This is a genomic window from Xanthomonas sp. LMG 12462, assembly GCF_009192885.1.
GTDB classification, from domain to species: domain Bacteria; phylum Pseudomonadota; class Gammaproteobacteria; order Xanthomonadales; family Xanthomonadaceae; genus Xanthomonas_A; species Xanthomonas_A sontii.
On the sequence record NZ_NMPP01000029.1, the window covers coordinates 45069 to 70271 of the forward strand.

Consider the following 25203-nt stretch of genomic DNA (forward strand, 5'->3'; position numbering starts at 1 on the left):
CGCACATGCACTGGCGCAATACCGCACAGCGCTTCGGCGCCCTCGCCAAGCTGTTCCACTGGACCACCGCCGCCGCCTTCATCGGCGCCTATGCGGTGGTGTACTACGTCATCTGGTTCATGGACGACACCTCCGACGCCTCGCTGCCGGTGCTCAACATCCACTGGGTGCTGGGCCTGCTGGTCGGGTTCCTGGTGCTGCCGCGGCTGTTGTGGCGCTGGCTGGACGTGCAACCGGACGATCCGCCGGGCTCGGCGCTGGAACACCGGCTCGCGCATCTGGCGCATTGGGGTCTGTACGCGCTGCTGATCGTGATGCCGCTGACCGGCTACATCGGCACCGGCGCGCCGACCGACCTCGGCCTGTTCCGCATTCCCGGCTTCAACGAGACCGCGCTGTTCGGCTGGATCAGCCGCACCTGGCACCTGAGCTGGGAGGCGTTCGAAGCGCCGATCGACGTGGTGCACCACTTCATCGGCAAATGGATCGCATGGGTCGTCGTACTGCTGCACGTGGCCGCCGCGCTGTTCCATCACTGGGTCCGGCGCGACGAGGTGCTGACCCGCATGCTGCCGGGGCGTACACCGCGCGTGCGCAGCGACGCGACCTCCGCCTGAGCCAACGCGCCTCTAGCGCGACGCCGGCACCTGCGCTGTGCGCGTCGCGGCCTCCACTGGCGCCAGCGGCCAGCGCACTTCGAACCGCGTGCCGCTGCCGGCCGGCAGGCACAGCGCATCGCCGCCATGCGCCACGGCGATGGCCTTGACCACCGCCAGGCCCAGGCCGCTGCCGCCGCTCTTGCGCGAACGCGACGGATCGCCGCGGCGGAACGCATCGAACACCCGCGCGGCGATCTCCGGCGCGATGCCGGGGCCGGTGTCTTCCACGAACAGCACGCACTGGCCCGCGTCCGCCTGCACGCCCACCCGCAGCGGGCCCGGCTCGGCATAGTGCTGCGCGTTTTCGAGCAAGGCCATCAGCGCCTGGCGGATGCGCACCGCATCGCACAGCACCGGCGTGCGCAGCGCCAGCACGGGTTCCAGCACCAGCCCGCGCGCGTCCAGGCTGGCGCCGAAGGCATGCAGCACGGCCTCCACTTCCCGCGCCAGGTCGGCCGGCGCCGGCTGCAACTCCAGGTGCCCGCTGTCGGTGAGGCTGAGCACGCGCAGGTCCTCGATCAGCCGGTTCAGGCCTTCCACCTGCCGCAGCAGGCTCTCGAACGCCGCCACGTCCGGCGCGAACACGCCTTCGGCCAGGCCCTGCAGGCGCCCGCGCAGGATCGTCACCGGCGTGCGCAGTTCGTGGGCGACGGCGGCATTCCAGAATGCGCGCTCGCGGGTCATCGCCTGCAGGCGGTCGGCCATAGCGTTGAAGTCGCGCACCAGCTGCGCGGTCTCGCCCAGCGCATGCGCATCCATGCTCGCGCGTGCGTGCAAGTTGCCCTGGGCGACTTCGCGCAGGCTGTGCGCCACCGAGTTCAACGGGGTGAGGATGCGCCGCGACAGCCGCACCGCCACCGCCACCGCGATCGCCACGGCCAGTGCCGCGGTGGCGCCGATCCACATCATCTCCACCCGCGACGGCACCCAGGTGTCGGAGATGCTGTTGGGCTGGTAGGCCGCCGCCAGCGCGTAGAACACGTAGGAGCCGACCACCGACAGCAGGATGATCCACAGCGCCAGCGCGCCCAGCGACAGGATGACCTGGCGGCGCAGCCCAGGGGCGCGATTCATGCGCCGGATCCGAACCGGTAGCCGACGCCGCGCACGCTGGCCGGCGTGCCCTGCACGCCCAGCGCCTCCAGCTTCTTGCGCAGCTTGCTCATGTGGCTGTCGATGGTGCGCTCCTGGGTGTCGCCTTCCGGCAGGCAGGCGTCGAGCAGTTCGGCGCGGCTGAACACCCGCTTCGGCGCGCGCATCAGCCGCACCAGCAGCTTGAACTCGGTGAGCGTGAGGTCCAGCGTGTGCCGCTGCTCGCCCACCCGCACGCTGGCCTCGTGCTGGTCCAGATCGACATGGAAGGCGCCCACGCGCAGGCTGCGCGCCTCCTCGGCGCCGTTGCCGCGGATGCGCCGCAGCACCGCCTGCACCCGCGCCACCACCTCGGCCGGGTTGAACGGCTTGACCACGTAGTCGTCGGCGCCCAGGCGCAGGCCCATCAGCTTGTCGATGTCCTGGTCCAGCGCGGTGAGCATGATCACCGGGGTCTCGCCCCGGTGGCGCAGTTCGGCAAGCACCTTCCAGCCGTCCGCCGCCGGCAGTTGCACATCCAGCAGGATCAGATCCGGATCCAGCGCCAGGTGCAGATCCAGCGCGGCGCGGCCATCGGCGGCGTGCGCGCTGCGCAGCCCGCTGCGCGCCAGGTAGGCGCTGAGGATCTCGGCGATCTCGCTCTCGTCTTCGGCGATCAGGACCAGCGGCGCGGACGCGGGCACGGCGGCGCCCGGAGAGGAAACGGACATGGAGGCAGCGAAGGCGCATCGGCCCGGACGGGCGGATCTCCATCATATCTCCACATCGCATCGAACGCCGCGCAACCCGCGGCCGCGACCATGCGCGGCTTTGGCGTCCGCCGCATCCGCGGCGGCAGCGACGAGGCACGAGGCATGGGCATGCGGCAACAGGTATGGACTCTGGGACTCGGCGGCGCGCTGGCGTTGGCCCTGGCGGGCTGCGGCGGCGGCGCGCAGCCGCAGGCGGTGGCCGCGCCGGTACAGGTCACCGCGGTGACCCTGCACCCTGCGCCGATGACGGTGAGCGTGGACCTGCCCGGCCGCGTGGCCGCGCTGCGCAGCGCACAGATCCGCCCACAGGTCGGCGGCATCGTGCAGCGTCGCTTCTTCGAGCAGGGCGCCGATGTGCGGCGCGGCGATGCGCTGTTCCAGATCAACCCGGCACCGTTCAAGGCCGACATGGACACCGCCGCAGCCGCACTGCACCGTGCCGAGGCCGCGCAGGTGCTGGCCGACGTGCAGCATGCCCGGCTACAGCGGCTGGTCGAATCCGGCATGGTCAGCCGGCAGATGTACGACGACGCCGCCTCGCAGCGCAGCCAGGCCGCCGCGGCGGTCGCCGAGGCCAAGGCGACGCTGTCGCGGCGGCGCCTGGACCTGGCCTTCGCCACCGTCGACGCGCCGATCGACGGCCGCATCGACCAGGCACTGCTCACCGAGGGTGCGCTGGTCTCGCCCAGCGACAGCGCGCCGATGGCGGTGATCCAGCAGATCGACCAGGTCTACGTCGACGTGCGCCAGTCCGCCAGCGACCTGGACCCGCTGGATCCGGCCGCGCGCGCGCAGGCCACCGGCGACGACGGCCTGCCGGCGCAGATCCTCGACCGCAGCGGCACGCCCTCGGGACTGAGCGGGCGCGTGCTGTTCTCCGGCATCACCGTCGATGCCGGCACCGGCGATGTGCTGCTGCGCATCCTCGTCGACAACCCGCAGCGGCGCCTGTTGCCCGGCATGTACGTGCGGGCGCGGGTGCCGCGCGCCCACTACGCGCAGGCGCTGCGCGTGCCGCAGCAGGCGGTCACCCATGTCGGCAAGCGCGCGCAGGTGTGGGTGCTGGACGCCAATGCGCAGGTGCGCAGCGCGACGGTGCAGCTGGGCGAACTGGTGCAGGGGCACTACCGTGTCGTCGCCGGCCTGCAACCCGGGCAGCAGGTAGTGGTCGAAGGCATCGACCGGCTCAGCACCGGCGCCCGGGTGAAGGCGCGTGCGTGGCAGCCGCCGGTGGTCGCCACCGCCGCCGCGGACTGAACCGGGAACGCCGCCATGCCACAGTTCTTCATCGAACGCCCGGTCTTCGCCTGGGTGATCGCGCTGTTCATCGTGCTGTTCGGCACCCTGGCCATCGGCCAGCTGCCGGTGGCGCGCTATCCCTCGGTGGCGCCGCCCTCGGTGTCGCTGATCGCGTCCTACCCCGGCGCCACGCCGCAGACCCTCAACGACTCGGTGGTGAGCCTGGTCGAACGCGAGCTGTCGGGGGTCAAGAACCTGCTGTACTTCGAGTCCACGGTGGACACCTCGGGCAGCGCGCAAATCACCGCCACCTTCAAGCCCGGCACCAATGCGGAGCTGGCGCAGGTGGACGTGCAGAACCGCATCAAGGCGGTGGAGCCGCGCCTGCCGCAGGCGGTGCGGCAGAACGGCCTGCAGGTGGAATCGGCCGCGTCCGGCTTCCTGATGCTGGTCGGCCTGACCTCGCCGGACGGCCGCTACGACGAAGTGGCGCTCAACGACTACCTGGCCCGCAACATCGTGCAGGAACTGCGGCGCATCGACGGCGTCGGCCGTGTGCAGCTGTTCGGCGCCGAGCAGGCCATGCGCGTGTGGGTGGACCCGGACAAGCTCGTCGCCTACGGCATGACCATGACCGAACTGGCGCAGGCGATCGAACAGCAGAACGCGCAGATCGCGCCCGGCCGCCTCGGCGACGAGCCGACCGTGCGCGGACAACGCCTGACCGTGCCGCTGACCGTGGCCGGACAACTGACCACGCCCGCGCAGTTCGCCGCCATCGTGCTGCGTGCCGACAGCGGCGGCGCGCGGGTGACCCTGGGCGACGTGGCGCGGGTGGAGCTGGGCGCACAATCCTATGGCTTCTCCAACCGCGAGGACGGCGCTCCCGCCACCAGCGCGGCGATCCAGCTCTCGCCCGGCGCCAATGCGGTGCGCACCGCGCAGGCGGTGAAGGCGCGGCTGGCGGAACTGGCCGCGAGTATGCCGACCGGCATGCGCTATTCGATCCCGTTCGACACCGCGCCGTTCGTGAAGCTCTCGATCAAGCAGGTGGTCAAGACCCTGCTCGAAGCGATGGTGCTGGTGTTCCTGGTGATGTACCTGTTCCTGCAGAACGTGCGCTACACGCTGATCCCGGCCATCGTCGCGCCGATCGCACTGCTGGGCACCTTCGCGGTGATGCTGCTGGCCGGTTTCTCGATCAACGTGCTGACGATGTTCGGCATGGTGCTGGCGATCGGCATCATCGTCGACGACGCCATCGTGGTGGTGGAGAACGTCGAGCGGATCATGGCCAGCGAAGGCCTGCCGCCGCGGCAGGCCACGACCAAGGCGATGCGCGAGATCACCGGCGCGGTGGTCGGCATCACCCTGGTGCTGACCGCGGTGTTCATCCCCATGGCCTTCGCCAGCGGCTCGGTGGGCGTGATCTACCAGCAGTTCACCCTGGCGATGGCGGTGTCGATCCTGTTCTCGGCGTTCCTGGCGCTGACCCTGACTCCGGCGCTGTGCGCCACCCTGCTGCGCCCGATCGCGCCCGGCCATCATGCCAAGCGCAGATTCTTCGGCGCGTTCAACCGCGGCTTCGAGCGCCTGACCGGCAGCTATGCCGCACGCGTGGCGCGGCTGCTGCGGCGCAGCGCGCGGGTGCTGGCGGTGTTCGCGGTCCTGTGCGTGGCGTTGGTCTTCGCCATGCGCGTGCTGCCCTCGGCGTTCCTGCCGGAAGAGGACCAGGGCTACTTCATGACCTCGATCCAGTTGCCCACCGATGCCACCAGCGAGCGCACGCTGGCGGTGGTCAAGGCGTTCGAGCGGCACGTCGCCACGCGCCCGGCGCTGGCCTCCAACCTGGTGATCCTGGGTTTCAGCTTCTCCGGCTCGGGCACCAACGCGGCCATGGCCTTCACCATGCTCAAGGACTGGGACCAGCGCGACGGCGCCACCTCCAGCGACGAAGCCGACCGCGTGCAGCAGGCCATGGCCGACCTGCCCGAGGGCACGGTGATGAGCCTGCTGCCGCCGGCCATCGACGAGCTCGGCACCTCTTCCGGCTTCACCCTGTACCTGCAGGACCGCGGCAACCGCGGCGAGGCCGCGCTGATGGCGGCGCAGGCGAAGCTGCTGCAACTGGCCGCGGACAGCACGGTGGTCAGCGGCGTGTATCAGGACGGCCTGCCGCCGGGCAAGAGCATCCGCCTGGAGATCGACCGCCAGCATGCCGAAGCCATGGGCCTGCCGTTCTCCGCGATCAGCAACACCCTGTCGGCGGCGATGGGCTCGCTGTACGTCAACGACTTCCCCAACGCCGGGCGCATGCAGCAGGTGATCCTGCAGGCCGACGCCGCGTCGCGCATGCAACTGGACGACGTGCTGGGCCTGCGCGTGCGCAGCACGGAGGGCGGCATGGTGCCGCTGCGCGAAGTGGTGACCGCCACCTGGACCGACGCACCGCAGCAGCTGGCGCGCTTCCAGGGCTTCCCGGCCGTGCGCATCACCGGCGGCGCTGCGCCTGGCGTGTCCAGCGGCGCGGCCATGGCCGAGATGGAACGGCTGGCCGCGCAGCTGCCGCCGGGCTTCGCCGTGGCCTGGACCGGGCAATCGCTGCAGGAGCGGCAGTCGGCCGCGCAGGCGCCGCTGCTGATGCTGCTGTCGGCACTGGTGGTGTTCCTGGTGCTGGCGGCGCTGTACGAGAGCTGGACGATCCCGCTGTCGGTGATGCTGGTAGTCCCATTGGGCCTTCTAGGCGCGGTGGCCGCGGTGATGCTGCGCGGCCTGCCCAACGACGTGTTCTTCAAGGTCGGCCTGATCACCATCATCGGCCTGTCGGCGAAGAACGCCATCCTCATCGTCGAGTTCGCCCGGCAACTGCACCGCGACGGCCAGGGCCTGCTCGAGGCGGCGACCAACGCCGCGCGCCTGCGCCTGCGCCCGATCCTGATGACCTCGCTGGCCTTCGCCCTGGGCGTGGTGCCGCTGATGCTGGCCAGCGGCGCCAGCGCCGAGACCCAGCACGCCATCGGCACCGGCGTGTTCGGCGGCATGGTCAGCGGCACGGTGCTGGCGATCTTCTTCGTGCCGGCATTCTTCGTCTGCGTGGTGGGGCTGCAGGAGCGGGTGGCGCGCTGGCGTGCGCGACGCGGCGGGGGTGCGTCTGCCGAGAACTAGACCGGCGCTGCCGCTGCCATTGTGGCCGTCGACTGTCGTGCAGCCGCGCCGCGCGACGTGGTGTGCTTTTCCGATGGCGCAATGCGTCGGGACTGAAGTCCCTCCCACAGTGCACACGACTGGCTCGCCGCAAGCGCCTGTGGGAGCGGCTTCAGCCGCGACGAGGCATCACTGGGAATGCCTGTCGCGGCTGAAGCCGCTCCCACGAAAAAGAATCGCTGCCGTCGATCGGCACTGAGCCGCACTTCTTCTCCTGGCCTCGCCCGATCTCAGGAGGTGAGACGCCGCTGCCGCATGCTTGCGCGCTCCCCGCTGCTGCCCTGGCCGCCCCTTGCTGCAGGACAGCCAGGTGCGCACATGCGCTGACGTCGGCAGCATCTCGCCCGGCCTCTCTCGGCCAGGCGGTAGGCAGCGCTATCCGCACACGCGGTGCCCTTCAGTGCGGGCAAGCGACAGGCGCCACCACGGGGATCTCTCCATCGATGGATCGCACCATGTTCAAGGCACGAATCGGCGACCTGTTCGCCAGCCACGCCCACGTCCACGCGAATGCGGTCAATTGCGCCGGCATCATGGGCAAGGGCATCGCGCAGGCGTTCAAGCGGCGCTATCCGGCCATGTTCGAGGACTATGCCGTGCGCTGCCGGGAAGGCCGCGTGCGTATCGGCGAGCCCTATCTGTACCACGACGCCAGCGGCATCCGCATTCTCAACTTCCCGACCAAGCGCCATTGGCGCTCGCCGTCGCGGCTGGAGGACATCGCGGCAGGGCTGGACCACCTCGCCGCGCGTCTGCGCGAATGGGACGTGCGCAGCCTTGCCCTGCCGCCGCTCGGCTGCGGCAACGGCGGCCTGGCCTGGGAGGAGGTCGGCCCGTTGATCTACCGCACGCTGGCGCACCTGCCGGTCGACATCGAGGTCTATGCGCCGTACGGCACGCCGCTGGCGCAACTCGAAACCGCCTTCCTGACGCGGCCGGCAAACGCCTCGGCCGAGGGCGCCGGCAAACGTACGGCGCCCCAGCCGGGCTGGATCGCGATCATGGAAGTGCTGCGGCGGCTGCAGGCCCAGCCGGAGGCGCGGCCGATCGGGCGCACGCTGTTCCAGACGCTCTGCTGGGCCATGACCGAACTGGGCGTACCGACCGGGCTGACCTTCGGCACTGCCGGCCGCGGCCCGCGCCAGGGCGACGTCCGGCCGATCCTAACCGACCTGGCCAACCGCAACTGGCTGCAGGAGCAGCCGCAGGGACGGACCATGGCGCTGCGCGCCTCGCCGCAGTACGACAAGGAGCATGCGCGGTTCGCCGCGGCGTATGCGCCCTACGACACCGAGATCGCGAAAGCCGTGGACCTGTTCGCACAGATCAGGAGCATCGACCAGGCCGAGGACATCATGACGGTGTTCCAGGCCGCGCGCCGGCTGCAGGTGGCGCATCCCGGGCAGTTGCGCGACTCCGAGCAGCTTCTTGCCCATCTGATTGACGCACACGCGATCGAGCCATCGGAACAAGCGCACCGCGCGGCGGCAGCGGCGATCGGCATGCTGCTGGCGCTGGACTGGATTCGCTTGGGCTAAGCGCCGCGCTGCGAGGGCGGGTCGCGGCGCACTTGGTCCAGTGGACGTGCGGCTGTACATCCTCAGCGCTTCCTTTCCTCAATCCAGCCGCGCGGCTAGGCCACCCACACCGCACCGCGGCGACAGGGCTGGCGCCCGTGCCGAGGCTGCATCGCGTGCAGACTGCGCCGCCCACATACCGGTGGGCGGGGTCGTGCGACCGGTCAGAAGCGCACGCGCCAGACGCTGTTGCCGACATCGTCGGCAATCAGCAACGCGCCGTCCTTGTCCTGCGCCAGGCCGACCGGGGCGCCGTATAGCTGCGACTCGTCCTGCGAGTGGAAGCCGCTGACCACGGTCTGCGGCGGGCCGACCGGCCGGCCCTGCTGGAACGGCACGTACACCACCTGGTAGCCGCTGAGCGGCGAGCGGTTCCAGCTGCCGTGCTCGGCCACGAACGCACCCTCGCGGTACTTCGCCGGCAGCGCATCGCCGCGGGAGAACCACAGGCCGAGCGCGGCCACATGCGAGCCCAACGCGTAGTCCGGCTTGATCGCCTTGGCCACCAGGTCCGGGCGCTGATCCTTGACCCGCACATCCACGTTCTGTCCGTAGTAGCTGTACGGCCAGCCGTAGAAGCCGCCGTCCTGCACTGAGGTCAGGTAGTCGGGCACCAGGTCGGCGCCGATCTCGTCGCGCTCGTTGGCGATCGCCCACAGCTTGCCGGTGCGCGGTTCCCACTGCAGCCCGGTCGGATTGCGGATGCCCGATGCGAAGATGCGGCTGCTGGCGGAGGCGACATCCACCTCCAACACGGCCGCGCGGCGGTACTCCACGTCCAGCCCGTTCTCGCCGATGTTGCTGTTGGAACCCACGCCGACGTACAGCTTGCGTCCGTCGGGGCTGGCCAGCAGTGCCTTGGTCCAATGGTGTTCGATGGTGCCGGGGAGATCGGCGAACAGCGTGCCGGGCGCGGTGATCTCGGTCTGACCGGCGACGTAGGGGAACTTCATGATGTTGTCGGTGTTGGCGACGTACAGCGCATCGCCGATCAGCTGCACCCCGAACGGCGAGTGCAGCCCTTTCAGGAACGCATGCTGTTCCCACTTGCCGTCCGCGGTCCTGCGCAGCAGGGTGATGCGGTTGCCGCCCTTGGCGCTCTTGCCGGAGCGGCTCTGGACCAGCCCCGCGATCAGTTGCTTGGGCGTGGTGACGGGTTCCATCCCTGGCGAATTGGCCTCCACCACCAGCACGTCGTCGTTGGGCAGCACGTACAGCTGGCGCGGATGCTTCAGGCCACCAGCGATCTTCTCGATCTTCAGGCCAGCCGCCACCGTGGGCGCCTGCCCCTCCTTCCAGCCCACTCCCTCGGGAACCTGCATCGGCGGCAGCAGGAAGTTGCGCGGCTGCGGCAGCGGCGGCGCGTTGCCCGCCTGCTGGGTGGGCTCGAGCGAGGCCTTGCCGCCGCAGGCGGCCAGGGCCACTGCGCCGCTCAGCGCGAAAACGGACAGGCACAGGCGCTTAGCCATGGACGTAACCCTCGCGTGGCGTGGTGCGGATGGCGATGAGCACATGCCCGATCGCCAACAACGCGACCGTGGCGATCGAGAGCCAGAGCCCTGCCGGGACCACCGCATACGCGTCGCGGCTATGCACGAAGGAATTGAAGATGGCGGCGACGATGGCGAGCAGGTTCAGCCAAAAGTCGAGCCGCTCCACCGGCAGCGTGGAGCGCCGCGCAGTGATCCAGACCTGCACCAGGTTGATCAGGCGCGGCACGATGGCGATGAACAGCCCGATCGCGATCAGCCAGGCTGCCGCCTTGGTCCACAGGATCACCCCGCTGCGGGCATAGACGATGTCGAAGATCAGCGCGGCGACGAAGCAGCCGAACGGAATGGGATTGAGCAGGCCGTAGAAGGCGTTGGCCACCACGGAACGGCGCGGTGCAGTCTGCAGATGCATGAGACGGCTCTCGACGAAAGGAAGAAGGGGGCGAAGCGCTCGCTCACCACGAACCCGCGGGACGCGCCGCTGTAAGGGTGCAACCCACTATCTGCCCGCCTCTGTCTAGAGGGCGTCGCGATGGCACTGCGCGCACCGAGTGCCATCGCGCATCGTTGCGGCGGCCGCCGCCGCGTTCGCCGCGCTAGGTGCGCGTGCGCGCGACCGGCGCGCCGCTGCTCTCGCGCACCGACAGGCGCACCGGCACGATCGTCCTGCGCGGCGCTACGGCCGCGTCCAGCCGCTCCAGCACCAACTGCGCCGCCTGGCGGCCGCGGGCGCGCGGCTGCGCGGCGAGCGTGGTCAGCGCGGGCGTGCTCACCGCGGCTTCGGGGATGTCGTCGAAGCCGGTGATCGCGAAGTCCTTGCCCGGACGGATGCCGCGCGCGAGCAGGCCCAGCATCAGGCCCAGCGCGACCGTGTCGTTGTAGCAGACCGCCGCGGTGGGCGGCGCGTCGTGGGCGAACAGTTCGCCGTGGCGCGCCGCCGCTTCCAGGCGATTGGGCGCGGACTCGATCAGCCAGGCCGGGTCGACCGGCAGCCTGGCCTGCCGCATCGCCTGCGCGTGGCCGGCGCGACGCTGCCGGCAGGAGCTGGAATCGGCATGGCCGCCGTAGAAGGCGATGCGGCGGTGGCCGAGCGCGATCAGGTGCTCGGTGGCCAGTTGCGCGCCGCGCTGGTTGTCCAGACCGAGGAAACCCCAGTCGTCGGCGCCGGCAAGTTCGCGGTTGAACAGCAGCACGTTCGCGCGTGCGTCCAGCACCGTGTGAAGTTCGGCGGCGTCGCTGCCCTCGGCCGGCGACAGGATCACACCGGCCGGCGTGTGTTCCATCAGCGAGGCCAGCACGGCCTGCTGCCGCGCGGGCGATTCGCCGGTGCTGCCGAGCAGGGTCACGTAGCCCTGCTCGCCCAGCGCCTCGTCCACCCCGGCGGCGAACTCGGCGAAGAACGGATTGGCCAGGTCGTTGATGACCAGGGCCACGCAGGTCGAGGTGCGCCGGCGCAGATTGGCGGCGCCGCGGTTGTAGACGTAGCGCTGCCGCTTCAGCTCCGCTTCCACGCGCGCACGCGTGTCGGCATGCACCAGCGGGCTGCCGCGCAGCACCAGCGACACGGTCGCGCGCGAGACGCCGACCGCATCGGCGATGTCGGTGACGGTCACCACCCGCTGGCGGTCGCGCGCGGCGGAGGCCGGTGCGGTCTTTGTGGCCTTTTTCGCCTTGTCCGCATGCTCCGCCGCAACCGGCGCCGCCTTGCGCGCGGCGGCCTTGGCAGCCTTGGAACCTGCGGATCCGGTTCCGGGTGGACGCTTCTGGCTCATCGGATCGCTTCCCTTCGGACGAGACGCGCAGCGTAAACCATCGGCTGCGCGCGCCTGCCGCGCGACGGCACGGACTCAGCGCCAGCCCAGGCTGGCGGCGGACGGCGGCGCCGCGCACGGCGACACCGGCAGGTCCTGCGGCTGCGTGCCCCAGCCCTGCGGCTGCGGCGCATCGCGCAGGTCGAAACGCAGACGCCCGCCCTGGCGCAACTGCGCCCAGTCCAGCCACACCGGCGCGTGCGCACGGCCATCCAGCGACACGCCACCGACGTAGCGCAGCTTGCCATCGCCGGCCTGCGGCGCGTCGATGCGCAGCGTGCGGCCCGCGCCCACGTCCAGCTCGACGTGCGAGAAGCGCGGCGCGTGCAGCAGGAACTGCCCGGTGCCGGGCACCGCCGGGTACAGGCCCATCACGCTGAACAGATACCACGCCGACATCGTGCCCAGGTCGTCGTTGCCGGTCACGCCGTTGGGCGCATTGGTGAACAGCGTCTGCGCCGCATGCAGCACGGTGCTGGTCTTCCACGGCTGGCCGATCAGCGTGTACATCCACGGCGCATGCAGGTCCGGTTCGTTATTGGGGTTGTAGCGGAACTGGCTGTAGTAGCTGTACGGCCCCATCACCCATTCCTTGCGCGCGGCGCCGGCCGGGTCGGCCAGCAGCGCGTCGTAGGCGAAGAAGGTATCCAGTCGCCGCGCGGTCTGCTCCGGCCCGTGCATCGCCTCCACCAGGCCCGGCACGTCCTGCTGCGCCAGCCACTGGTATTGCCAGGCCGTGCCTTCGTGGAAACCGTGCTGCGAACGCGGATCGTAATGGCCATCCGACGGCGTGTACCACGCCCCATCCTCGGTGCGCGGCCGCGGGAAACCGGTGAAGCCGGTCTGCGTATCGCGCACCGAGGGATCCCAGATCGAACGCCAGTTGCGCCCACGCCGATTCAGCACCGCCGCGTCCTCGGCATGCCCCAGCGCGCCGGCCATGGTCGACAACGCGCAGTCGGCCAGCGCGTACTCCAGCGTCGCCGAGCCGCCGTGGTGCGGGTCGACATCCATGCCCTTGGACGGGAACGCGCGGTCGTACTGCACGAAGCCCTGCGCCAGGTAGTTGGCATTGCCGGAGCGCCCGGCGTGGCGCGAATTCAACGGCGGCATCTCGAACGCATTGCGGCGCAATGCGGTGTAGGCCTCGGCCTCGCGCCCCTGCAGCGCGCCGAAGCGCCACAGGTCGACCAGGAACGGCGTGACCGGATCGCCGGTCATCACGTTGGTCTCGAAGTTGGCATAGCCCCAGCGCGGCAGCCAGCCGCCTTGCGCGTTGATCGCCAGGATCGAACGGCCGATGTCGGCGGCGCGCTGCGGCCGCAGCAACGCCAGCAACTGGTTCTGCGCACGATAGGTGTCCCACAGCGAGAAGAACTCGTGGTAGGTCCAGCCGTCGGCGTGGTGGATGCCGTCGTCGTAGCCGCGGTAACGGCCATCGGCGTCGCTGCCGGTCAGCGGCTGCAGCAGCGCGTGGTAGAGCGCGGTGTAGAACACCACGCGGTCGTCGCCGCTGGCGCCCTGCACGCGCACGCTGGCCAGTTCCTTGTCCCAGGCCTGCTGCGCGCGGGCGCGCATCGCATCGAAGCCGAGCAGGCGGCCATTGGCCATGCCTTCGCGGCGCAGGTTGTCGCGCGCGCCCTCGGCGTCCACGTGCGAGATCGCCGAGATGGCGGTCACCGCGCGGCCCTTGCTCAGGTCGAAGGTGAGCCACGCGCCGCTGGGCTTGCCCTCGCCCTCCATGCCATGCCGCGAGCCCGGCACGCCGCCGGCCTCGCCCCAGGTGCCGAAGGCCTTGAACGGGCGATCGAACTCCAGGCGGAACCAGGTGGTGTACTGGTGGCCGCCACAGAAGCTCTGCGTCACCAGCTTGCCTTCCACGACACGGTCGCCGACCACGTTCAGGGTGCTGCCGGTGACCGTGTGGCGGGCGTTGGCCTGGCCGATGTTGACCAGTACGTGGCCCTCGCCCGAGGTGCTGAAGGTGTAGCGCTCGGCCGCAGCGCGGGTCAGTGCGGTGGCTTCGGCGTCGATGCCGCCGTAATCGGTCAGCCGCACCTTGTAGTAGCCGGCCTGGCCGCGCTCGCCGTCGTGCTGGTAGCGCGCGCCATAGCGGGTGTGGTCGAACGCCTTCGGGTCGCCCGTATCGAACGCGCCGCCTGGGCCGATACGCCCGGTGACCGGCAGCACCGAGACCTGCCCGCCCTGCTCCCAGCAGCCGGCGCCGGACAGGAAGGAATGGCCGAAGCCGCGGATCTGCGGATCGTCGTAGCGCCAGCCGGCGTAGTGCGCGCCGATCGGGCTGACCTGGATCATGCCGAACGGAGCGGACGCACCGGGGAAGGTGTTGCCGTCGTCCTTGCTGCCGATGAAGGTGTTGACCTCGGCACTGAGCCGCGGCGCGGCGGCCAGTGCCGGCGTCACCAGCAGCAAGGACAGGGCGAGCGTGCGCAGCAGGGAAGGCAACGGGGAACGCGTCATGCGATGGGTCCTGTGGTGAACGACCGCGACCGGCGCGACGGCGCGGTCGTGGACGGCGAAAACGGCGGCCCGGCCGTCGCCGGACCGTCGCGCCCATGCCGTCCGCCGCGCGGCAGGCATGGGCACGACACGCGCTAGCTTAGAACTTGTAGGTCAGCCCCAGGTACGCCAGCCGCCCGGCGTAGCCGCCGGTGTAGAAGCGCGCCCGGGTGTCGTCGCCCAGGTGCTGGCGCGACTCCTGCTTGGTCAAATTCAGCACCGACGCGGTGAGGCTGAGCGCCGGGGTGATGTTGTACGCCGCATTCAGATCGATCTGGTAGTACGGCTCCTCGTACACGTTCAAGCCGTTGACCAGGCCCTGCACCAGTTCGCCGCGACGGTTGTACGAGGCACGCAGCAGCAGCCGGTCGGTCTCGTAGAACACGGTGAGGTTGGTCTGGTTCTTGGCGCTGCCCGGCATCGAGGTCTTGCCGACCTCGGTGCCGTCCTCCAGCCGCACCGCGGCCTTGCTGGCATCGTTGTAGGTATAGTTGAACTGCACGCCGAGGCCGGAGGGCAGCGTGTGCTGCGCGTACAGCTCCACGCCCTGCGACACCGCGTCCTGGCCGCCGGCCTTGGTGCTGTAGTTCTGCACCGTGACGGTCTGGCCGTTGATCAGCATGTTGACGTCGCTGATCACATCGACCGAGAAGTTCTCCACGTTCTTGCGGAACAGCCCCACGCCCGCCACCGAACCCGGCTGGAAGTACCACTCCAGCCCCAGGTCGAACTGGTTGGCCTTGTACGGCTCCAGCTTCTTGTTGCTGCCCGAGCCGTACCAGCCCTGCTCGCTGGCGCCGCCGGTCAGGCGTCGGTCGGCCACGTATTCGGGGCTGTAGTACTCCAGGCTGCCGGGCGCGGCGATGGCGTTGTAGCTGGGCCGCGCGATCACCTTCGACGCCGCCGCACGCAGCAGCAGGTTCTCGGTCAGGTCGTAGGCCAGGTTGAAGCTGGGCAGCACGTCGGTGTACTTGCGGTCCAGCGCGCTGACCACGAACGACTCGGTGCGTTGCTGGGTGTCCGACAGCCGCCAGTAGCCTTCGGTACCGCAGTAGGTATCGGCCGGCGCGCCGGCGGGCATGGCCGCGCCTTGCTGGCAGGCCAGCGGATTGCCGTCGGCACCATCGAAGAAATAATCGTTGTAGGCGGTCACCTTGTCGGTGGAATCGGCATGCTGCCCGGTGCGCGCCACCCGCACGCCGACGTTGCCGCGCAGGCGCTCGGTGTGGAAGTTGAGCTGCAGATAGGTGGAGTAGATCTTCTCGTCGACGTTGTAGACGAAGTTGTCTTCGCTGCGGGTCTGCATCGCGCCGTAAGTCTGGTTCAAGTAGCCGATGTAGCCGGGGAAGTTGATCGCCGGGAACGCGCTGGACTTCACCCCGCCGGCCAGGTTGTCCAGCGGGAACAGCAGGTCCGGCGAGAACTGCGTGGCCAGCGCGTTGCAGCGCCCGTTCCAGTAGCGGTTGTTGTAGTCGCTCGGGTCGGTGCCCGGGCACACCCAGTAGTTGTTGCCGGTGTTGCGGTGGATACCGCCGTCCCGGCGCTTGAGGCCGAACTGCAGCGAGTCGAAGAAGGCGCCGTCCATGTGCCAGGTGGTATCGATCTGCGCGTACTGCTGCTGGTTGGTGTTGCGGGTCCAGGACGAACCGGTTGAACCCAGGTCGACCTGCAGGATGCCATCGCGCAGGTTCTGCATCAGCTCCGGCGAGAAGGTCATGGACGGCGTGCCGGTCAGGTCCCAGGCGCTGGCGAAGTTGCCGTTGGTCCAACTGCCGTCGGCGTTCTGGCGGCGCGGCTTGATCGGCAGGGAGAACTGCAGCTCCGGCCCGCCCTTGGCCCAGGTGCGGCCGGCCTTGAACGACACGTCCACCTTCTCGCCACGCCACTCGCCGCCCAGGTCCACCGTCTGCGACAGCGACTTCTCGATGTTGTAGCTGCCGGTGATCTGCGGCGTGGGCACCGTGCAGTCGTCCGAGCCCCAGCCGCCGGGCGGCAGGCCGGCGGCGGCGGCCTGTGCTTCGCTGCAGTAGTAGGCCTTGCCCGGATGCAGGCTGTAGTTGGCGCCGGTGACGATGGTGCCGCTGGGGTCGAACTGCAGCCCGTCGAGCAGGCGGCCGCCGCGCCAGTTGCCGTCGCCGTAGTAGCGCGCGATGTTCCACTCGGGGATCTTGACCGTATTGGTCTGCGAGTTCTGCGACAGGTCGAAACGGAAGTAGTTCGCGGTCAGGGTCAGGTCGTCGGTGGGCTTGAACTGGAAGGTCAGCTGGCCGCCCTTGCGCTCGCGCTCCTCCTGCTTGACGTCCAGGCTGACGGCCGTGGGCATCATGAAGCGGGTGTAGTACTTGCCGTTCTGGTCCCAGAAGCCGGTGCCGCCCCACCAGTTGGCATTGAAGTCCGACGGATTGCCGTTGACGTCGACCGCCGGGCCGCCTTCGTCGCGGCCGTACCACTGCCAGCTCTCGGTACTGGCGTTGAGCGTGCGCGCGGTGCGCTTCTGCTGCGTGTAGCCGACGAACACGCCGAAGCGGTTGTCCTTATCGTGCCACGAGTACGAGCCGGAGAACTGGCCGTCGGTCTTCTTGCTGCTGTCCGACCACACGCCCTCGGCGGAGACGAAGCCGGAATTGGGCTCCAGCTCCAGCGGGCGCCGCGTCTGCAGGATCACGGTGCCGCCGATGCCGCCTTCGTCGATGCGCGCTTCCGGCGTCTTGTACAGCTCGGCGCTGCCCAGCAGGTTCGACGGCAGCAGGGTGTAGTTGAACGAGCGCGTCGGGTCGCCGTTGGATTCGGCGGTGGCGATGTAGTTGCCGTTCAATTCGGTCAGCACCAGCTCCGAGGACAGGCCGCGCACGCTGACGTTCTTGCCTTCGCCGCCGTCGCGGGTGATGACCACGCCGGGCACGCGCTGCAGCGCATCGGCCACGTTCTTGTCGGGGAACTTGCCCACGTCCTCGGCGGTGATCACGTCGACCACGGCGTTGGCGTTGCGCTTCTGCTCCAGGCTCTTCTCGATCGCGTAGCGGTAGCCGGTGACCGTCACCGCGTCCAGGTCGGTGGCCTTGACCTCGGCCTGCCCCGTGGGGGCCGGCGTGCCGTCGGCCTGCTGGGCGAAGGCGGTGGTGGAGGCGGCCGTCGCGAACAAGGCGATGGCGATGCCGGCGGACAGCGTGCTGCGGTTGCGTGCGGATGGCATGCAGTTCATTTCAATCATCCTCTCCCAAAGATTGATCGGCTGCGGCGGGTTTCTATCGATCCAAGGATCGGGCGAGAACCCCGCGCGATGTGACACGAAAACTCTCCGACGCCCTTGCGGCAAGCCGGCTTCCCTACGTCTCCCTCCCCCTTCTGCGCAGATGCGATTGGATCGTTCTAATACAGTGGAAAACTAAGTATCACAGCCCATGCAGCAGCGCATGCTGCCGCGCAACAGGCCTAGTACGTCGTACGACGTCCGCGAAGCGCGGCGGGCAGGCCGCGCTCACCGCGTTCGCACGCGGTCACGGCATGGCCTGCCGCGTCACCGGCTGCAGCAGTTCGATCTCGGCCAGCGCCACGTCCTTGCCTGCATCCAGGCGCAGGCGGTAGGCGCTGTACACGCCGGGCTTGGCGATGCGGAACGGCCGCAATTGCCGCGCCCAGGCGAATGTCTGCGCGCTTCGCTGGTCCAGCGTGGTCCACGCGCCGTCTCCGTTGCGGCCTTCCAGCGTCCATGCCAGGCCGGACAAGGCGGCATCACCGCTTGTCAGCGTGTAGTGCGTGGCGCGCTGCGGCGCTGCGAAACGCAAGTCGACGCTGGCCCCGGCCGGCAGCGGCAGCGCCGTGGTCGCATCGTCGTCGATCAGGGCCGTGGCCTTGGGTTGCCCTTCCAGCGACACCGCCACGGCCTGCGACGCCACATCCTCCAGCCCGCGCGGCGCGCTGCCCGGCGGCGTCAGCGACGGCGGCAACGCGTCCGCGCCGCTGCCCCAGCGCGACGGCGTCGCCCCCATCACGAACTCCAGCGTGGCGCCGTCGGCGATGTCCTGGTGGCGCAGCCAGGCGGTGTTCCACGGCTTGCCGTTGAGCGTGAGCGACTGCACGTACACGTTGCGCGCACTGTTGTTGCGCGCGGTCACTACAAGCTTGCGACCGTTGCCGAGATCGACCTCGGCGCGCGGAAACGCCGGCGAGCCGATCACGTACTCCGGCGCGCCCATCCGCAGCGGATACAGCCCGAGCATGGCGAACAGGTACCACGCCGACATCTCGCCGTTGTCCTCGTCGCCCGGATAGCCCTGGCCGATCTCGCTGCCCAAGTACAGGCGGCGCAGCACCTCGCGGGTGAGGCCCTGGGTCTTCCACGGCTGCCCCGCGGCCACGTACATCCACGGCAGATGATGCGAGGGCTGGTTGCTGTGCGCGTACATGCCCATGCGCACGTCGCGCGCCTCGGTCATCTCGTGGATGACGCCGCGGTAGCTGCCGGCGAAGCGCCTGTCTGCGGTCTCCGGCGTGGCGAAGAGTTCGTCCAGGCGGGCCGCCATGGCGTCCTCGCCGCCCAGCAACCCGGCCAGGCCGGCCGCGTCGTGCGGCGTGGTGAAGGCGAAGGTCCAGGCATTGGCCTCGGTGTAGTCGCCGCCCCACACGCGCGGATCGAAGGTCGACGCAGGCATGCTCCACTGGCCAGCCGGCGTACGCCCACGGAAGAAGCGCGTGGCCGGGTCGAACAGATACACATAATCGGTGGCGCGGGCCCGGAAGTACTCGGCTTCCTCGCGGTAACGCTGTGCCTGCTGCGGCTCCTGTTCCTGTTCCGCCAACGCCTGCGCCATCTGCGCCAGGCCGAAATCGTTGAGTGCGCCCTCTAGCGTCCACGACAGCCCTTCGTGCACGTCGTTGGCGGCGTAGCCGCGGTACATCGAGCGGGCCAGGCCCTTGCGACCCACATTCGACACCGGCGGCACCACCGTCGCGTTGCGCAGCGCCGCCGCATAGGCCTCGTGCGCGTCGAACCCGCGCACGCCCTTCAGCCAGGCATCGGCGAAGGCCACATCGGAACTGGTGCCGACCATCAGATCCGCATAGCCCGGCGAGGACCAGCGCGCCACCCAGCCGGCATCGCGGTACTGCTGCAGGAAACCATCGATCATCGCCCCCGCCTGCTCCGGCGCGAACAGCGCATACGCCGGCCAACTGGTGCGGAAGGTGTCCCAGAAGCCGTTGTTGACGTAGATTTTGCCCGGCACGATCGGCGCCGACGTACGCTCGGCATCACCGCCGGCGTTGTCCTTGGACCAACTGTTCTGGTCGGCATGCCGCCAATCCGGATGCGCCGCATCGCCGACGTTCTCGTGGGCGATGTTGGGATACAGGAACAGCCGGTACAAATTGGAGTACACCGTGACCCGCTGGTCGTGGCTGGCGCCTTGCACCCGTACCCGCCCCAGCACCGCGTCCCACGCGTCCTGCGCACGCGACTGCACCACCTCGAACCCGGCGTCGCCGATCTCCTGCTGCAGATTGCGCTGCGCCTGCTCCACCGAGATCAGCGAGGTGGCAATGCGCATCACCACCGTGCGGTCCGCGCCCGGCGCGAACTTGACGTAGCCGGTCGGACGGCCGGTGGCGATCTTGCCGCTTGAAGCCCAAGGACGGTCGAAGCGCGCATACACGAACAGGCGCGTGGCGCCATTGGACAGGCCGCTGCGCGTGTCGGAATAGCCACGCAGGGTCTGCGTCGCCGCATCCAGAGTCAGCCCGCCGCGTGCATCGACGTTGTCGAACAACAGATTGGCATCGCCACCCTCGAGAAAGCGAAAGCGGAAGATCGCCGCCCGCTCGCTCGGCGCCAACTCGGCGCGGATGCCGTTGTCGAAGTCCACCCGGTACAGATGCGGGCGTGCCTCCTCGCGGTCGTGGCCGAACGACAACGCACGCTTCGCGCGGTCCGCCTCCGGCACCCCGCGCGTGGACGAGGGCATCACCTGGAACGTCTGGCGATCGCCCATCCACGGGCTGGGTTCGTGGCTGATCGACAGCGCCTGGAGCCGCGGCCGGTTGTCGTTGCCGTTCTGTTCGTTCCAGCGGTACAGCCAGCTCAGTGAACCCGCATCGGTCACCGGCACCCAGAAATTGAAGCCATGCGGCATGGCCGTGGCCGGGATATTGTTGCCGCGCGAGAACGTGCCGTTGGACTGCGTGCCGCGCGTGGTCACCACCTCGTCGCTGGGCCGGCGCGCCGCCTGCGGCGCTGGTTCGCGTCGCACCGCGACATCGTCGATCCAGCCCGACGCCACCTTGCCGGCGCCGGGCTGCACCTGCAGCTCGATCGCACGGATGCGCTTGCCGCGCAAGGCCGCCACCTCACCCAGCCGCACCTGCTTGAACGCCCACTGCTGCGGATACAGCGTCTTCGACGCCGCCTGCCCCGCTGCACTGACCGGCGCTCCGTGCTGATCCTCCACGGCCAACTCGGACAAGCGGCGCCCATCGTCGAACAACAGATCCACCGCCACGCCGGTCGACGCCACCGTCTCGCCGTCGACAATCTCCGGCAGCACCATCCACGACAGCACCGTGTCCGGCTCCACCGGCAGATCCACCGCAAACAGTTGTGCGCGCCCTGCCGCATTGGCGCGATAGTGCAGCGCATGCAGCCCGGTGTAACCCATGCCGGCCTTGGCCGCGTAGGGCTGCTCGGGGCCGTTGCCGATGGCGACCCGGAGACCTGTGCTGTCGGACTGCGTGGACGACGCAGGCACAGGTTCGCCGCGCTCGAACGAAGACGCGAAGCCGGGATCGGCCGCGCATGCCGCGCCGCTGCCCGCGCACAACAGCGCCGACACCGCGACGGACGCCCACCACCGGCGCGAAGATTCAGGCGGGTGCGCAAAGCACGGACGGATTGGCATGACAGGCTCCCCAAACTCTCTCGGTCGGTTGTGCCGCGACCTGTGGCGTCAAGCACTTCCGGTGGCAACGGCGCACAGTGAAGGCACGCAACGTGGACCAGATCGACCCGATGAATCGCAGCTCAAGTCGGCATCCGGCACCGTTTCACGACCGCAGCTGCATGCGGACAAAAGAGCAGGCCTCAGCAAACGCGTAGCACGCGATCCCTACCCGCCGTCTTCCCCGGATGCGCTGCATCAACGGCTTTGGATCGATCCAACTGAGCTAGAAGTAACACGCCTTTCGCAGAGTTGCATGTTGCTGCGCAACAGTTCGTCTCCGAATCGACACGCGATCCAGCATCGATCGCGTTGCGTTGAATACGAAGCGGGAGACGCTGAACCGTCCCGCGGCGAGGAGCGATCGAAGGCGATAGGGCGCCCTGCTTGACTGACGATCAACGGCTGCACTGAGAAGCGCTGGATCGCTCCACACACAGGGGGTTTCAAAATGAAAATGGCCACACTCGCACTTTTGGCTGGACTGCTGGCAACGTCGAGCGCACTTGCCGACACAACACGCTGCTCGACGGACTCGTACGGCAACACCACGTGCCGCGGCGACGATGGAAGCGTGACGCGCACCAGCAAAGACTCCTACGGCAATACCACAACCCGTGACGACCAGGGCAACGTGATTCGCTGCTCCTCGGACTCGTACGGCAACAAGACCTGCCGCGGCGACGATGGAAGCGTGACGCGCAGCAGCACGGACTCCTACGGCAATACCACGACCCGTGACGACCGGGGCAACACGATTCGCTGCTCCTCGGACTCGTACGGCAACAAGACGTGCCGCGGCGACGACGGAAGCGTGACGCGCAGCAGCACGGACTCCTATGGCAATACCACGACCCGTAGCGATTAGGGCAACGTGGTTCGCGGCACGCCGGACTCCTTCGGCGACACGACGTATCGCAACGACAAGGGCAGCGCAACGCGCTGCAGCACCGTCAGCTTTGGCATTGCCACTTGCCGACAAACAGCCTGACGCTGCATTCAAGCCGACGCCGCGCTATCGCGCGGCTTGATCCAGCAACTTCCTTCCGCGCGATGACCAGTTGAAGATTCTTGCTGGCGCGGTGTGAGATTCCGTGCGCTGGCGCGAATCATGGTGTCGAGGGGCGCGAAGGCCGCGCCGGTGAACAAATGGATACCATCGCAACCGCCATGACCGCGAACGACGCCCGAGATGCCTTCAGCGCGCTGCTGCAACGCCATTCCGGCATCGTGTTCAAAGTCGCCGGCAGCTATGCGCGCGGTGCCGAGGACCGTGCCGATCTGGCCCAGGAAATCGCGGCACAGCTCTGGCACGCCTGGCCGACGTACGACCCCGCGCGCAGCGTCAGCACCTGGATGTACCGGATCGCGTTGAACGTGGCGATCAGCCACCTGCGCAACCGCGAACTGCGGCAGCGGCACGACGCGATGCCGCTGGACGAAACCCTGCACGACGTGGCCGACGGCAACGCCGCGGACCCGGAGAACGAACAGCGGCTTCGCCTGCTGCAGGACGTCATCGCCCGCCAGCCGCCGCTGGACCGCGCACTGTTGCTGCTCTACCTCGAAGACCGCCCGCAACGCGAGATCGCCCAGATCCTCGGCATCACCGAAAGCAATGTCTCCACCAAGATCGGACGCCTGAAACAGCGCATCCGCGACGAATTTCGCTAAACCACGCCATGGAGACCATGATGGAACTCGACGACTTCAAATCGGCCTGGCAATCGCTGGACCGCCGGCTGCAACTGGACAACACGTTGAAGCTGCACGAATTGCGCGAGCGCAAACTGGACCGGACACGCGGCAGCCTGCGCCCGCTGTACTGGGGCCAGGTGCTGCAGATCCTGTTCGGCATTGCGTTCGTCCTGCTCGCGTCGCTACTGTGGATGAGCCAGCCAGCACATGCCGCGTCCATCGTCGCCGGCGTGTTGGTGCAGGCGTATGGCGTACTGACGATCGTCGCGGCCGGCGTGGTGCTGGGGCAACTCGGCAACATCGACTATGCGCAGCCGGTCGTCGGCATCCAGAAGCAATTGCTGCGCGCACGCACGCTGTACATCCGCAGCGGCATGGTCGCCGGTCTACCGTGGTGGTTCCTGTGGATCGCGGCCTTGCAGACCTTGGCTGGCCTGGGCGATATCGATCTGCTGGCCAAGGCGCCCGCGCTGGTGTGGAGCGGCTACGGCATCGGTATCGCCGGCCTGCTCGGCACCTGGTGGTTCCACCGCTGGGCACGCCGCCCGCAACGCGCCGAGTTCGGCCGGAAGATGGACGACTCCTTGAGCGGCGGCAGCCTGCGCAAGGCGCTGGCGCAACTGGAAGAATTGCAGCGCTTCGAGCGCGACTGAGCGCGCTTTCCCACGGCCGTCACCATCCACAAATGTCGCTTGGTCCAACTACCGGCTTACCCCTGCCGCCTGTGAGCAGCGCTCCCAGTCCGCGTCGTAGTGCAGTTCCATCTCCCCGCGCGCAGGCAGCGTACATCGCGCCACGCGAACGCCATTGGTCCAGATGGAGAGGCTGCGACTGTGCGATCGACGCCCCATCTCACCACTCCACTTGCTTGGTGGCGGCGGTGGAGTCGTCGCGGGTGCCGATGGTCAGCTCCAACCCCAGCGCCGCGCACCAGGCCAGGAGTTGTTCGACGCTCAACGCATGAACATTCAACTCCAGATGAGAAACCCGCGACTGGCTCAGGCCGAGACGGCCGGCCAGTGCAGCCTGAGTCAGCCCCTTGGCCTTGCGTGCGGCCTGCAGTGTTGCGCCTAGTTGCGTTGCGGTGACCAGAACGTGGCGTGTCGACATTGCAGTAATACCCGTTATCCCGCTAATCGCAAGATACCCGCAAAACGAATAAAGCTCACATAGCTGATATCCAGGTAGAGCTGTTCGCTGCCGGCTAGTCCTAGCGCTGGTGAATACGGCTTTTCGCACCGCATGAAGCGGTGCCGATTGCCCACTTCGCTGAGGCACAATCGCCGGCACCTTCTGCGGTGATTAGGGCAGCCAATCGCCACATAACATCCGCATTGCCCGCAGGGGACGGCGATGTACGCCGTACGAGGAGGCTACTCCGTCAAAGGGGACGGCGTGTAGTGACGACGCGGCAAGCACCGCGCCGCCGCCCCTCGAGCGATTCGGTAAGAGCCGGCCACCCCAGCAATGCCACTGCCAGAACCGAGCGGCTACGGTGCCACCCTGGACGTGCGTCGCGCCTTCGCCGCGGGCGGCGGCGCCACCTGCACGGCCGTGATCAGCAGGGCGCCATTGGCCATCGTGATGCGCACCTTGCCGCCCACCGCGAAGCCAATGCCTTCCAGCCATAGGCCATACAAGCGCAGGCTCGGGACCTGCCGCCCGACCCGCATGCCATTGCGCTCCACATCGTATTAGCGATAGCCGATGGTGCATTGCTTGGGTCGGCGCGGGATCGAGCGCCTGGGAACTGGGTCCTTGTCGGCCTCGGGGCACAACGGTGGCGCCGACGCGCCAAGCAGCGGTTCGGCGGCAATCGCATCCAAGGGGTCGGGGGATTCGAGCTTAAGCCAGCATGGTGGCGCCTTGGTGGCGCGGCGAGTGGATGCGGTCTTCGAGCGAACGGAAGGGTTACGGGGCATGACGTTCTCCTTTTGAGTAGGAGTCCGCCATCGCGAGACCAATCGGGGTGGCGGACGGTGCGGGTTGGTCTACCGGTCAAAAGGCAACCCGGCGGGCCCGAAGGCCCCCACGCACCGCCCGCCATTGAAGAGCGAGCAGGCCCGACGCGATGTCGAGGCAACAAAAAAGCGCCTGATATCGACGAAGGGCGCTGGTGCGCCATTTGATTTCGGGAGACCAATCCCGGCTGCGGAATTTGCCGCAACGAATAGATAATTGCTATATCACAGAGAGGTTGTCAACGCTTAAAGCGTGATGCTTGTAGAC

Annotated in this window: 17 protein-coding genes; 7 read left to right on the forward strand and 10 right to left on the reverse strand. The window is 68.6% G+C overall.

Annotated features, from left to right (window positions below; genetic code table 11):
• The first annotated feature begins 5 nt into the window (after positions 1–5).
• The gene (locus CEK69_RS08090) at positions 6–617 is read left to right on the forward strand and encodes a cytochrome b (RefSeq protein WP_152244931.1); all 612 of its coding nucleotides are present in this window, start codon (positions 6–8) and stop codon (positions 615–617) included.
• Positions 618–629: 12 nt separating this feature from the next.
• Here the strand turns inward: CEK69_RS08090 and CEK69_RS08095 are convergent, their stop codons facing one another.
• Together CEK69_RS08095 and CEK69_RS08100 are read right to left on the reverse strand one after the other, a co-directional pair.
• Positions 630–1733 carry an ATP-binding protein gene (locus tag CEK69_RS08095; RefSeq protein ID WP_017915704.1) on the reverse strand — a complete coding sequence of 368 codons (1104 nt, stop codon included), beginning with the start codon at positions 1731–1733 and terminating at the stop codon, positions 630–632.
• On the reverse strand, positions 1730–2461 hold the full coding sequence (locus tag CEK69_RS08100; RefSeq protein WP_051064810.1) for a response regulator: 732 nt from the start codon (positions 2459–2461) through the stop codon (positions 1730–1732). Before CEK69_RS08100 ends, CEK69_RS08095 begins: the two co-directional genes overlap by 4 nt.
• A gap of 150 nt (positions 2462–2611) precedes the next feature.
• On the opposite strand from CEK69_RS08100, the gene CEK69_RS08105 reads away from it, so the two are divergent.
• The 3 genes from CEK69_RS08105 (at position 2612) to CEK69_RS08115 (ending at position 8484) form a co-directional block, all read left to right on the forward strand.
• Complete coding sequence (locus tag CEK69_RS08105; protein WP_226975088.1) at positions 2612–3760, forward strand: efflux RND transporter periplasmic adaptor subunit; 1149 nt, start codon at positions 2612–2614, stop codon at positions 3758–3760.
• A gap of 15 nt (positions 3761–3775) precedes the next feature.
• Positions 3776–6907 carry an efflux RND transporter permease subunit gene (locus CEK69_RS08110; RefSeq protein WP_152244935.1) on the forward strand — a complete coding sequence of 1044 codons (3132 nt, stop codon included), beginning with the start codon at positions 3776–3778 and terminating at the stop codon, positions 6905–6907.
• 494 nt (positions 6908–7401) lie between these two features.
• Positions 7402–8484 (forward strand): macro domain-containing protein, encoded by a 1083-nt coding sequence (locus tag CEK69_RS08115; RefSeq protein WP_226975089.1) that lies wholly within the window; start codon positions 7402–7404, stop codon positions 8482–8484.
• A gap of 203 nt (positions 8485–8687) precedes the next feature.
• Here the strand turns inward: CEK69_RS08115 and CEK69_RS08120 are convergent, their stop codons facing one another.
• From CEK69_RS08120 to CEK69_RS08145, 6 genes are all read right to left on the reverse strand, one after another.
• Positions 8688–9992 (reverse strand): sorbosone dehydrogenase family protein, encoded by a 1305-nt coding sequence (locus CEK69_RS08120; protein WP_193313939.1) that lies wholly within the window; start codon positions 9990–9992, stop codon positions 8688–8690.
• On the reverse strand, positions 9985–10428 hold the full coding sequence (locus tag CEK69_RS08125; protein WP_152244939.1) for a DUF2231 domain-containing protein: 444 nt from the start codon (positions 10426–10428) through the stop codon (positions 9985–9987). Before CEK69_RS08125 ends, CEK69_RS08120 begins: the two co-directional genes overlap by 8 nt.
• Positions 10429–10612: 184 nt before the next feature.
• Positions 10613–11788 (reverse strand): LacI family DNA-binding transcriptional regulator, encoded by a 1176-nt coding sequence (locus tag CEK69_RS08130; protein ID WP_226975090.1) that lies wholly within the window; start codon positions 11786–11788, stop codon positions 10613–10615.
• Between the two features lie 75 nt (positions 11789–11863).
• Complete coding sequence (locus CEK69_RS08135; RefSeq protein WP_152244941.1) at positions 11864–14308, reverse strand: GH92 family glycosyl hydrolase; 2445 nt, start codon at positions 14306–14308, stop codon at positions 11864–11866.
• Positions 14309–14447: 139 nt separating this feature from the next.
• Positions 14448–17549 (reverse strand): TonB-dependent receptor, encoded by a 3102-nt coding sequence (locus tag CEK69_RS08140; protein ID WP_193313940.1) that lies wholly within the window; start codon positions 17547–17549, stop codon positions 14448–14450.
• A gap of 295 nt (positions 17550–17844) precedes the next feature.
• On the reverse strand, positions 17845–21237 hold the full coding sequence (locus CEK69_RS08145) for a GH92 family glycosyl hydrolase (protein WP_152244943.1): 3393 nt from the start codon (positions 21235–21237) through the stop codon (positions 17845–17847).
• Between the two features lie 496 nt (positions 21238–21733).
• Between CEK69_RS08145 and CEK69_RS08150 the strand changes: the two genes are divergently transcribed.
• The 3 genes from CEK69_RS08150 (at position 21734) to CEK69_RS08160 (ending at position 23627) form a co-directional block, all read left to right on the forward strand.
• On the forward strand, positions 21734–22144 hold the full coding sequence (locus tag CEK69_RS08150; protein WP_152244945.1) for a hypothetical protein: 411 nt from the start codon (positions 21734–21736) through the stop codon (positions 22142–22144).
• 302 nt (positions 22145–22446) lie between these two features.
• Entirely contained in the window at positions 22447–22950 is a 504-nt protein-coding gene (locus CEK69_RS08155; RefSeq protein WP_026143219.1) for a sigma-70 family RNA polymerase sigma factor, read from the forward strand.
• Between the two features lie 20 nt (positions 22951–22970).
• Positions 22971–23627 carry a serine/threonine protein kinase gene (locus CEK69_RS08160; RefSeq protein WP_152244948.1) on the forward strand — a complete coding sequence of 219 codons (657 nt, stop codon included), beginning with the start codon at positions 22971–22973 and terminating at the stop codon, positions 23625–23627.
• Between the two features lie 199 nt (positions 23628–23826).
• On the opposite strand, the gene CEK69_RS08165 is transcribed toward CEK69_RS08160, so the two are convergent.
• Both CEK69_RS08165 and CEK69_RS21245 read right to left on the reverse strand, forming a co-directional pair.
• The gene (locus CEK69_RS08165; RefSeq protein WP_148829828.1) at positions 23827–24084 is read right to left on the reverse strand and encodes a helix-turn-helix transcriptional regulator; all 258 of its coding nucleotides are present in this window, start codon (positions 24082–24084) and stop codon (positions 23827–23829) included.
• A 380-nt stretch (positions 24085–24464) separates the two neighbouring features.
• Positions 24465–24647, reverse strand: coding sequence for a SymE family type I addiction module toxin (locus CEK69_RS21245; RefSeq protein WP_226975091.1), 183 nt, complete (start codon positions 24645–24647; stop codon positions 24465–24467).
• Positions 24648–25203: the final 556 nt, after the last annotated feature.